The organism is Peribacillus sp. Bi96, from assembly GCF_918698115.1.
Taxonomy (GTDB): Bacteria; Bacillota; Bacilli; order Bacillales; family DSM-1321; genus Peribacillus.
This window is the reverse complement of record NZ_CAKKLV010000050.1, coordinates 1-11637: the sequence shown is the minus strand read 5'-3', so window position 1 is coordinate 11637 and position 11637 is coordinate 1. Positions and strand designations below refer to the sequence as shown.

11 protein-coding genes are annotated in these 11637 nt (G+C 36.9%); 3 read left to right on the top strand and 8 right to left on the bottom strand.

What is annotated here, in order from left to right; genetic code table 11:
• Nucleotides 1–239, bottom strand: a 239-nt coding sequence (locus tag LQ203_RS26835; protein ID WP_230162921.1) for a recombinase family protein, incomplete at its 3' end; no start/stop codon positions are given.
• A 247-nt stretch (nucleotides 240–486) separates the two neighbouring features.
• Between LQ203_RS26835 and LQ203_RS27615 the strand changes: the two genes are divergently transcribed.
• Both LQ203_RS27615 and LQ203_RS26830 read left to right on the top strand, forming a co-directional pair.
• The gene (locus LQ203_RS27615; protein ID WP_269083778.1) at nucleotides 487–621 is read left to right on the top strand and encodes a hypothetical protein; all 135 of its coding nucleotides are present in this window, start codon (nucleotides 487–489) and stop codon (nucleotides 619–621) included.
• 826 nt (nucleotides 622–1447) lie between these two features.
• Complete coding sequence (locus LQ203_RS26830; protein WP_230162919.1) at nucleotides 1448–2047, top strand: MerR family transcriptional regulator; 600 nt, start codon at nucleotides 1448–1450, stop codon at nucleotides 2045–2047.
• 281 nt (nucleotides 2048–2328) lie between these two features.
• Here the strand turns inward: LQ203_RS26830 and LQ203_RS26825 are convergent, their stop codons facing one another.
• Nucleotides 2329–2931, bottom strand: a complete 603-nt coding sequence (locus tag LQ203_RS26825) for a hypothetical protein (RefSeq protein ID WP_230162917.1) — start codon at nucleotides 2929–2931, stop codon at nucleotides 2329–2331.
• Between the two features lie 544 nt (nucleotides 2932–3475).
• Here LQ203_RS26825 and mobV point away from each other — a divergent pair.
• Nucleotides 3476–4699, top strand: a complete 1224-nt coding sequence (gene mobV / locus LQ203_RS26820) for a MobV family relaxase (protein ID WP_290370658.1) — start codon at nucleotides 3476–3478, stop codon at nucleotides 4697–4699.
• A 495-nt stretch (nucleotides 4700–5194) separates the two neighbouring features.
• Here mobV and LQ203_RS26815 read toward each other — a convergent pair whose 3' ends face one another.
• The 6 genes from LQ203_RS26815 to LQ203_RS26795 form a co-directional block, all read right to left on the bottom strand.
• Nucleotides 5195–5572, bottom strand: coding sequence for a hypothetical protein (locus LQ203_RS26815; RefSeq protein WP_230162914.1), 378 nt, complete (start codon nucleotides 5570–5572; stop codon nucleotides 5195–5197).
• A 53-nt stretch (nucleotides 5573–5625) separates the two neighbouring features.
• Nucleotides 5626–6261, bottom strand: a complete 636-nt coding sequence (locus tag LQ203_RS26810; protein WP_230162911.1) for a hypothetical protein — start codon at nucleotides 6259–6261, stop codon at nucleotides 5626–5628.
• A 1705-nt stretch (nucleotides 6262–7966) separates the two neighbouring features.
• Nucleotides 7967–9544 (bottom strand): aromatic amino acid ammonia-lyase, encoded by a 1578-nt coding sequence (locus LQ203_RS26805; protein WP_230162909.1) that lies wholly within the window; start codon nucleotides 9542–9544, stop codon nucleotides 7967–7969.
• Nucleotides 9545–9572: 28 nt separating this feature from the next.
• The gene (locus LQ203_RS27610) at nucleotides 9573–9701 is read right to left on the bottom strand and encodes a hypothetical protein (protein WP_290370659.1); all 129 of its coding nucleotides are present in this window, start codon (nucleotides 9699–9701) and stop codon (nucleotides 9573–9575) included.
• Nucleotides 9662–9820 (bottom strand): hypothetical protein, encoded by a 159-nt coding sequence (locus LQ203_RS26800; RefSeq protein WP_230162907.1) that lies wholly within the window; start codon nucleotides 9818–9820, stop codon nucleotides 9662–9664. Before LQ203_RS26800 ends, LQ203_RS27610 begins: the two co-directional genes overlap by 40 nt.
• A gap of 864 nt (nucleotides 9821–10684) precedes the next feature.
• Entirely contained in the window at nucleotides 10685–11257 is a 573-nt protein-coding gene (locus LQ203_RS26795; protein ID WP_230162905.1) for a recombinase family protein, read from the bottom strand.
• Nucleotides 11258–11637: the final 380 nt, after the last annotated feature.

Sequence of the window (11637 nt, the reverse complement as noted above, 5' to 3'; positions counted from 1 at the left end):
TCCTTAGCAATCTTTTGTAAATCAAATGTACTCCTAGCTAGTCTGTCTATTTTGTAAACAACCAGCTTGTCACCTTCCCTTAAATAGTCCAACGCCTTAATCAGTTCCTCACGATCACTTTTAGCACCACTTTGTTTCTCCATGAATACCTTCTCACAGCCATATTCTTTTAACTTCTCTTCCTGTAAATCTAATGATTGATCAATGGTGCTTACACGTCCGTATCCTATAATAGCCATTATGTATAACCTCTTTTCATTCGTCTAAAAGTTTATTAACTTCTGTATTTTTATTTTAGACTAACTTCTGGACGTTGTGAAGGCTTATTTTGAGGGGGAATTTAGGTGTTTTTTCAAGTCTCTAGAACTTGTAAGTTTTAGACGAGTTTTGGAATATAGATAGAAGATGTGCAATCTAAAAATAGAAAATGTCTGTTATTCCAGAAAAGGGCCAGATTGTTTAGTAGTTTTAGGGAGGTGTTAAAAGATGGAATGGTTTACTTTTTTTGTTTTTCCAGCATTCACTTTAGGTGGAATAGCTTTAGGGCTCGCCCTTCACTCAATCAAAAAAATAAAGAACATGGAAAGGAGAGTTGAGGAATTAGAAAATAAAAATAAATAAATCTATGACTTTTCAATAAAGTGTCCCAGCTAAACTTTAAGTGGATTTTTACAATGATTATTCCATAAAAGGGCGCTTTTCTTGAGGAACGATAAAGCCCAATTTTAAGTTAAAAATGAGAAATTGGGCTTTTTTATATTTGCTTATAGTGCAAAATAACTCCTAAAGTGACAAGGGGAATTGAGGTGTTTTTTCAAGTCTCTAGAACTTATAAGTTTTAGACTGTTATCTAATAAAAAGCAACACCAATAAAAAAGCAACACCGAAGGATGCTTTAACAAATTAAAACTCTACTAATTCCATTTAGATTGATTCCTGCAGCAGATTATAATTGCTTATTAAACCCTTGGTACATAAGGGATTTGCCTATTTTCAGTAATGAAACAAAATTCACTTTATCATACTTTCAAATTATCTTTCAGAAAACATGACCGTTATCCGATTTGCAGGAGCATTTCATTCAAATCAAAACTCAACCAAATCAACCTATTTACTCAATTAAAAAGGAATCCACACTTCACCGAAAGATTTTCTCTCCAGGTTGTTAAATCCCTTTAGACTGCTAAACTTGCTGAAGTCTTTAAAATTTTTCTCTGATTATATAATAATGCTCAAAAAATGAACGTTTAATAAACAAGTATTTTTCCTTATGAAAACATTGATTTTTCATTTATACTTAGATACCTGGCAGGATTTAACCAGGTTCATGATTAATAATAAATACATAGCTCTTAGAGATAGATAAAATCCTTTATAAATTTGCTTATCCACCCTATTTATCCAACTTAACCATGTTTAGATCTAGATTAGAAAGGTGGTAAAAAACGTGAATAAAAGTGAAAATCAAGGTGAGGAAAAGCATGATATTAACTTGGATAAAGGTTTTACCGTTAAAGAAGTCGCAAGCTTTATAGATGAAACCCCAAACGTCATTAGGAACTGGTTTAAAGAGCTGCGCCAATATATCCCTCACGTAAAGAACGGCAATGGCTATAACGTCTATAAGCGTGATGGAATAGAACGATTCAAAGAGATACAAGCTCTTCACCGCGAACAAAATTGGTCTATGAAGCAAATTGAACATTATTTTGCTACTGACGGAGAATCATTCAAGCCTGAGCCCGAAAAGAAAGCAGGGGAAATGATTGCGGAAGAATTAAAGGCTATGCGTGAAGAATTAGCCGTACTTAGGGAAGAAAATCAAGAAATTAAACTTTACTTGGAGAATCAAGAAAACTTTAATAAAGCCCTAGTCGAACAGCTCCAAAAGTTTGAAAGGGGAAGTATCGAACGTGATGATCAATTAACGAAAGCCATTAAAGAAGCCAAGGAACAGAAAAAGTTAATAGCAGCTGCTAACGAAAACCCGGATACTAACCCAGATACTCAAAAAAAGGGTTTCTTTGCTCGACTTATCGGAAAGTGAACAAAGAAACTCCGTTTAGACCTCCGCGTCACCACGAACAGTCCTGTCTTAAACTAACCGTTACTAAACCGGAGAAAAGGTTTTAATAAAAAAACACCCGATAAAATCGAGGTGTTTTTTTATTAAAATTATTTAGGCTTATTCATTCTCTTAATTTTGATAATTTTGTATATAAGAAATCCTATTGCAACTACAAGAGCTACAAAGCCAATTTGATATACCGTATCAAACCAATTAATACTAGACTCTGTGGTACCCATAATAATTCCCCTTTCTTAATGCTAAAATTTAATAGTGTATGTTACTGACTTTTGATAACCAACAGCTTGTCCAACAACATTTACTCCATATAACTTTAAACCCTTTGCATAAGCTGTTCCACCTGTTTTAGTTGAATTCATTTTATAATAAGAAGCTGTATCATTAGGAGTATATGTAATTCCCATGAGAATGCCCGTTTGTTCACTCCATACCTTCACGCCAGATACTTTTTTAGTAGAATTATTTTTTGTAAACCTAACATAAGCTGTAATTTTACCAATACCACTAGATTCTATGTATTTATTTGTTTTCACACTGGTAGTTGCAAGTCTAGAAATTTTGTTAGTTTCATCCTCTATCATAGCATTTTCATCTTTAAAAGTACTGGCATCTTCCTGAATGAATTTTTCAAATTCTTCTATTGTATCAAAATTCAATCTTTGATCTTCAGGAATCAAATTAGGATCAACTAGTTCTAAATTGTTATTTTCAATAATATCCTCGATTTCAGACATAGTATCTTCATTGTTTGTTGCAGCTGAAACTTTTAAACCATTAAATCCAAAAGATACAAATGAAACCAGTAAAACAAAACTAATTAAATACATCAATTTTTTACTCATTAAAACTCCTCCAATATTTACATGTAATGTCAAATATAACACAAAAATAGAATAAAGTGTATGAAAAAGATATTTTAAAATACTGATAGGGTTTCAAAATCAACTTTGTTTTGAGTATGTTCGGCTTAGTGACATGCCCTCACCTGCCAAATTTCGGAGTGCATCTGTTGAATTACCTTTTTCTATTTGGCGTCTGTCAACGGTACCGGACCGAAGGGAGGATAAGGAGTTGACAGACTCACTTCACCAAGACCCTCTTGGTGTCTCAAAAGGAAACACCTTTTGAGCTGCCTACCGGCGAGGGTGCCCCCAAGAATTGGGGGGTGGGGGTTGATGTTTTTATTGCGATCCAACGTGCTACGTTGGCTAGGTGTGGGCAAGAGCCCGCGGTCTTGTTTTTGCCATGCTTTAGCATGGTTTCGGTACAGCCGAAACCGCCTCGCAGAGCTTACCACTTTGGTACAAAGTGTAGTAAGCTCCACTTTACAAATAAAGTTCTTTCTCGGACAATGGATAGAGGGAGATATATTTGGGGGTGGTCTTGATGAGTTTTGCGGTCATACATATGAAAAAATTTAAGAGTGCGGACATCAAAGGCATGCAGATTCATAATCAACGAGAAAAAGAGAGTCAGACGAATATGGACATTGATAAGGAGCGTTCTTCGTTGAATTATGATTTGTTGAATCATGCTCCGATTGATTATGACGAGCGCATTCAACAAGAAATTGATGAACGCTATTTAGGGGAACGAGCGATAAGGAAAGATGCGGTCAAACTATGCTCTTTTGTCGTCACGTCAGACAAAACTTTTTTTGATGGTCTAGATCCACAAGAAGAAAAGCGATTCTTTGAAGAAAGCGTGAAGTTTCTCCAGGATCGTTATGGTGAAAAAAATATGGTCTATGCGGTCGTACATAAAGACGAAAAAACGCCCCATATGCATGTGGGGATGGTTCCGATTACTTTGGAAGGTAAATTGGCAGCCAAACAGTTTTTTGGCAAAAAAACAGAACTGCAGCAACTTCAAGATAAATTTCATGAGCATGTGACAAAAAAGGGATTTGATTTAGAGCGTGGCGTTTCTAGTGACCGAAAGCATATAGAAGCCCAACGATTCAAAGCATTAAGCGTAAAGGAAGAAGTAAAATCATTAGAAAATGAATTGAAAGAAAAGCTAAATGATAAGCAATCACTGGAGAAGTCCGTTAAGGACATAGAGGGTCGCTTAAGCGACCTAGGAAAGTCTTTAAATCATGTTAAAAAAGTGGATGAGGTGGAACTAAAAGAGAAGGGTGGCTTAGTTCGCTCTAGAACAGTCGAATTAGCCCAAGAAGACTTTGAAGGTATTAAAACCCTAGCTAAAGTTTCGGAGGGCCTTAAAATCAAATCTGAGCAACTTGAGGGCTATTGGATTCAAGAAGTGCAAAAAAATGATCGGTTAAAAGATGAAAATAGCATGTTAAAAAAAGAGAATGATCGTTTGAGAGATGAAAATAAAGAATTAGTTAGAGAAAATACTTTTTTAACTCGTACCCTTGAGAAGGTAAAAAGCTATTACAAAGATAAAGTAAAGGACTTCAGCCATCATGTTGGGGCTTTTAAGGCCCAAGTCTTAGATAAAATGGGAGAGCGATTACTAAAAAAGCATTTCACAGACGAGCAAGAAGTGAATGGAGCTCAAATATTTTTGAAAGTGAAAGAGAATGAGAAACAAGAAAAAAAGGTGAGCAGAGAGAAAGGCAGAGGGGTAGATTTTGAAAGATAATAAAATTTCTCTTAATCTTCATGCCCGATTCTTGCCCCGATGAATAGTATCCGATTTAGTGGGGATATTACTAAGTGAAAAGTAGCTACCTTGCCTCTGAGTCCAACCTTAAAAAAGTTGTCAGAGGTTATTCTTTGTTATGGCCTTCCCGACTGACCTTTCATTTTGCTTGTCCATAATTTCCGTTAATCGTTCTGATCCATACAAAAAAACAGCTTTCCAAAATTCAGCAGCCCTTCTTCATTTTGGATTCAGGACCATGTGAAAAACCTTTGCTCTTTATAAAACACAAATAATCATATTGAAAATATAGCTTTTAAAGAAGTTTACACATTGAATATTTTTCTGCATAAGAAAAGGCTGAAGTGAAATACTTCAACCTAAAACACCTTATATATTAACAGTCATATTAAGGTGTTTACGCACTCATTTTAAAAGGATATCCTTTAGCATTTACGAATCAATCCCAGGTCTTTTTTTCATTCAGTTAGTGAATTAATCATAAAAGATTAAATGCATATCACTGTTAGTCCTTGATTTCGCAAAAAATTCTGCTTCATTTCCTCCATCAACAAAGTTACCAATACCCCGGAAAATACCACATTCGCCTCGATCTAAATATCTTACCCCTACATAATCATTATAACTGTCAGGATCATACTCCCATAATTCAACTTTTAACTTACCAGCTGGACCCACGTAAGGATCCCGACAAATCTTATAATCACCACCAGTAGAGGGAAACTGATCACTTTCAGCGCCATTAGAATAAAGAGTTTGTTCTCCTAAATAATCCCATCCACTTGCAAATGTAGAAGAAGGGAACAACAACGCAGCGACCAATGCCACAGCACTCATTTTAAACATTTTCATGTTCATTCCTCCTCACCCGTTTTGACTTGAAACACATTATTCTCCATATAATTTTAATCAATATTTTTTATATTATCATCTATCCAAAGATTCACTTTTTCATGAAGCGTTTTTGTAGTATCCACTACTTCATGCGCTACATATGAAATTAGAGAAAAAAGTGAAATGTGCTCGTCATTCAGTTTTGAAATGTATTTCTGAATCATCTTTAAACTTTTAAGCCTTCCCGGATCAAGTAAACGAATTACCTCTGAATCCACCATTTGTGTAAAGACGTCTCGATTTCTAATACCAGCAATCAGCAGCATAGTTGTGGCTAAACTAACACTACAATCCATGGAATAGGCCAAGCCTGAAATTCTTTCATGTTCGCAAGCTTTGAATCTTAAATGTAACCTTTCCTTTTGTATTATATTTCTCTTCTGAATTACCTCTGCTTCAAGGTCACCCCTAAAAATCGTATTATCGTGCCTGTAGTCTCTTTTGAAATACATGGACAAGCTCTCAATACATTCCCTGGAATTGATAGCTGCCATTATTATTTTTTCCCCTATATCCTTTATAGGCTGATTCAAAATGTACGATAAGTTATGTACACATTCATTTAAAGCAGCCGAAACAGTTGGTTTAATATCTCTTTTCTTGTCAGATCTGACTTTTCTTTTTGCTGTCTGGCTTCCCTCTTTCATAAGTCCTTCCCCCTCCCAAAAGTGAAAATAAGCTATGTACACTATCCATATGAACCTGAAATAAGAACTATTCCAGTAGAAAGGGAGATGTTTAATAATTCTGAATTTAGACCATACTTGTACAATCAAAATAAATAAAAAGGAGTATGGATCATGGCCAAACAAAAAGTGAACATGACTAAAGCAGAAGGCAAAGAATTATTAAAGAAGATTCTTATTCATTCAGAAAAAAAAGGAATCCCAACTTTCCCTAAAAAGAAAAAAGCCTGAAGCATTTTCACTCCAGGCTATCTTTCACCAAACTATATATGCTTGTATAGTAAATATAAGTTTATGTAGTGGTAATGCCTAAACCCCGTTATCTTAACAGCAATTCTTTCAACTATTTAGCTGATTATGCTTGACAGGTCTTAGGGTGTTTGACTTGCTGAAGTGAAGCATTGAAACGGCTGGAAGGCAGTCTTATCCCCTATACTGAAAGAAAGCTAAAAAAAGCAATCTAACAGAATAGGAGGGATAAGCGTCTAATTTACTTGCGTCAGTTCGCAATGTATCCGTATGTATAGACCCTATTCACTCAACAGTTTTCACCGTACACGCCCTTTACCTAAAGGCTTGTCCTCTACATAAAGCCACCCCTATGCGACAAGCTGAACGTGTTCCCTAGCACCGTAATGCTAATGGCTACCACCCGAACCTTTTAAGGTAGTTCTCACCTTCCCCCAACAGATGAATAGGAATCCATTGAGGGTTGCCCACTTTGTAAGAGTATACTAGGTACTCTCTGCACGAACGCAGGCTATCCAATCAGTTTTTAAGGTGCTTTCAGGCAATTGCACCTGAACAGAACACAAAAAAGCGTCACCTCTTAACCTGTCAGCTTACCAAGTTAAAGAGATAACGCCCTTATTAAGAACTTTGTCGGATATGTATGAAAGATACTAGCATTTGCTAGTTGAAATCCAGTAGACAAAGAGTTTATAATAGGTGTATCAAATAGTCCTGTTGCGTCAGGGCTAAAACTTTAACCAGTGGTAGGACACTAGGTTAATTGAGAAAGTCATTTCCGTTGAGAGGTAGGACTCTTAACATTTGGAAATGGCTTTTTTGTTTATCCGTTCGTTATTAAGTTACTGATAATTTTACCTCTATCATACTGGTAAAGCAACCATAATTAACAAGATTCTACAAAGGTTCTGATAGTTTTCGCTATACCATAAAAAATAAAAAAGCCCAACCCATTAGGGGGTCGTACTTACCCGGGCATATCCATAGATCATCTGGCCCTAAAATGAAAAAGCCCAACCCATTAGGGGGTCGTACTTACCCGGGCATATCCATAGATCATCTGGCCCTAAAATGAAAAATAAGCGCTTATCCTTGTTCCAGGAAAGCGCCCTTTAATGGAATAACATCTGAGCTTAGATGAAGAAACAATATAAAAGGACTTTCGATTTGGAAGATCCTTTTTATATTGCCAAAAAAACGGTTATGTAAACTAAGGATGAATGCAACTATACACCAGGACCGTTTAAAACATTGTGGATGCCCTTTTTAGAATCAGAGAAAAGTATTTCGCTCAAAAAAAAATCCCGATTTTATCTTTTTTTCATAGATAAATCGGGGTTTTTTATGATGGAAAACTTTTACCGTTGTAAATCCGCATTTTCCTTGACGCTACCCCTTAAGGAACCCCAAATCGGTCCTAAAGTAGTTTTCCAATCGTATCTTCTACGCAATCGATGATTTCGCCGGAATGGATTATCTCCTTTAACGTTTGTAAATGAGGATAAAGGTACGTGTCTTCCTCCATTTTTGGCACTGATTGGGCAATCCGGGTTAAAACAGCTCTTGAGGCAGATCCAGGTAATAAATTGCTGTCCACGAACTGATGGGCAGAATAAATAGATAACAGTTCAATAGATAACACATATTCAAGCTTTTCCGTCACCTCGCGGGCTTTTTTCGCCGCATTGTATCCCATTGCTACATAATCTTCTTGATCAGCGCTTGTTGGGATGTTATCCACCGTAGCCGGATGGGATAATATTTTCATATCATTTAAAAGACCGGCTTGTGTGTACTGTGGAATCATCAGTCCAGAGTTGAGTCCAGCTTTTTGTATTAGAAAAGAAGGATAGCCAGAAAGCTGACCGTTAATGAGACGATTGTTCCGCCTCTCTGACATCTTGGCAATTGCTGTTGCAGCAATACATGCGGAATCTAACTCGATTCCCACATACGACGAATCACAATTACATCCCGATATTGCTCCTCCGTTTTCCTCGTCTGGCCATAAAATCGGGTTGTCACAACATGCATTCATCTCAATCTCGATCGTTTTCCATGCATCGTGTAGTGTTTTCTTGGCGGCTCCGTGCAGCTGGGGAATAGCACGCAAAGACAACGCATCTTGTAATCGATAATCGACGGAATTCTTGGCAATCATGGAGTCGCTTAACATTTTTCGAATGTTAAACGCGGTATTTCTTTGATCCTCATGAGGGCGAACGCTCATCAACCGGTCGTCAAAAGCACGAGTGGTTCCCTTTAACACCTCTAGAGTCATAGATCCGATAATATCGGCGACCTTAGCCGCCTTTAACATATCATACAATGCTAATGCTCCAATGCCTGTAGGGCTTGTTGTCCCGTTGATAAGCGCCAACCCCTCTTTTGCTGAAAGCACAATAGGTTCCATACCAACTCTGTGTAAAGCTTCCTTCGCAGGTAGGAGCTCTCCGTTCACATACGCCATTCCTTCACCAATCAATACAAGCGCTATATGGGCTTCCGAACATAAATACCCGACAGATCCTTCCCGGGGGGCAAAAGGGGTCAGGTGGAGATTTAAAAACTGTCGATACATTTCCAAAGTTTCAACTCGCACCCCTGAATACCCTTGTCCCAAATTTTGCAAAACCATGAGCATCGTAGCCCGTACGACTTCCACCGCTTGCGGTTCTCCTACTGACGTGGCATGGGAGAGAAGAATATTCCTTTGTAATTGAGCCGTTTTTTCCGGGGATATCAACTCTGTAGAAAGAGCACCGAAACCAGTATTGACACCGTACATTACCTTTCCTTCTTTTATCCGCTTTTCGACGAGTTGACTAGACAATTCTACCCGTTGACAGTAGCAATCGGAAAATTCAACTAAGGCACCAAAACGTGCAACAGCCACAAATTCTTCGAGACTAATCGTCTCACCAAGGGTTACTTTTTTTTTATCTTTGGCATACATATTTTTCTCCTCCCTTACTTCACTTTTCAATTTTATCAATGAAGAACATTTTAATCACAGACACCACTTACAACACGAAAACAAACAGGACGGCTGAGCCGCCAAGTGCAGCTAGATACTTAACACCATCAACCCCTTGTGCCCCACCAGCGTAGGCTACCATAACGAACGCAATGGCCCAATAGATAGTGCCCACAAAAGCTTTTTCCATTTTGCTGGATCTTCGTCATGTCGAATGTTTACAGTACACATCGTAGCAATTGTGCGGACCATTGAAACAGTAGACGTAGCAAAGGAAAGAATCAATGTGATCATCACAACTGGAATAATGACTGAGCCTAAAGGCTCCCTGTACCATTATCCTTTTACTTTATATATCGACGCCTTGAATATTACCATCTTCATTTGTTTCCCCTTTCATTTTTTGCCTCTCGGTTGATTTTTTTCATTATATAATGAAAATTCTAAAAAATATTTTATGAATTAATAACCATTTTATAATTTATATCAAAATACTTTATTATTATTGTTTTTTTTATAATTTACATTACGAATTTTTCTATTTATAATCGGCATCTAACCAACTTTTGTAAAAGTTAGTTAGATATGTATAGAAGTCTTGCTACAACAGTAACACTCTAAAAATGCTTAATCGTAAATAATAGCTCCTATTATTTATTACAATTTAAGTGGATTTTAGAATTTATATTACACACCATTCTTATTAAACTGATAGGAGTGAAACTGTCAACCCACCGTACTAAGCCTATATTAGCTCCCCTACACCTGTCACTTTGACTAATAATTTGCGTATACTTTAAGTTTTATTTTGCACATCCAACTTAAAAAAAACAACTACCTTCACATGAGAAGATTAGCTGGGTTTCTTAATTATTTACATCTAATCATTTATAGAACTATTCGGATCCGCCTAGTAAAAAAGCGACTGCTCATTGTTCAGCAATCGCGCCCTTTAATGGAGCAATTTCATTGTCATTTAACGTCTAATTGTTCACGTTTGGCTGTGTTTTCCATAGTGGCCTCTCAATCTGCGAATCGTTTCCGTACCCCCATTACTGGCTAAGCAGGTTAACCGCAAGATCAATTATTGCTTTAACTAGCCCTAAGTACGATTTAACGCTTGTTTTACACAACCAAGTTCCACAAGAAAAAAGACGATTAGCTATCGCTAGTCATCTCTTTCACTTTAGCATAAATAGTGGAACGTGGGACACCTGTCATTTTGGCTATATCATTAACGCTTAAACCGTTAGATTCTCTTTCATCATACAGCTTTAAAGCCTTCTTAACGTCCTTCTCATCCTTCCCTTTCCTACCCATATGTTTTCCCTGTTCCTTAGCACGTTCCCTGCCTTCTGCCGTTCTATCTTTAATTAGATCACGTTCAAACTCAGCAATAGCCCCCAGCATAGTAAACATTAGCTTTCCTGATGGTGTACTAAAATCAATCTGCTCTTTGATGAATACTAAAGCTATTCCCCGTTCTTCGAGTTCCTTAGCAATCTTTTGTAAATCAAATGTACTCCTAGCTAGTCTGTCTATTTTGTAAACAACCAGCTTGTCACCTTCCCTTAAATAGTCCAACGCCTTAATCAGTTCCTCACGATCACTTTTAGCACCACTTTGTTTCTCCATGAATACCTTCTCACAGCCATATTCTTTTAACTTCTCTTCCTGTAAATCTAATGATTGATCAATGGTGCTTACACGTCCGTATCCTATAATAGCCATTATGTATAACCTCTTTTCATTCGTCTAAAAGTTTATTAACTTCTGTATTTTTATTTTAGACTAACTTCTGGACGTTGTGAAGGCTTATTTTGAGGGGGAATTTAGGTGTTTTTTCAAGTCTCTAGAACTTGTAAGTTTTAGACGAGTTTTGGAATATAGATAGAAGATGTGCAATCTAAAAATAGAAAATGTCTGTTATTCCAGAAAAGGGCCAGATTGTTTAGTAGTTTTAGGGAGGTGTTAAAAGATGGAATGGTTTACTTTTTTTGTTTTTCCAGCATTCACTTTAGGTGGAATAGCTTTAGGGCTCGCCCTTCACTCAATCAAAAAAATAAAGAACATGGAAAGGAGAGTTGAGGAATTAGAAAATAAAAATAAAT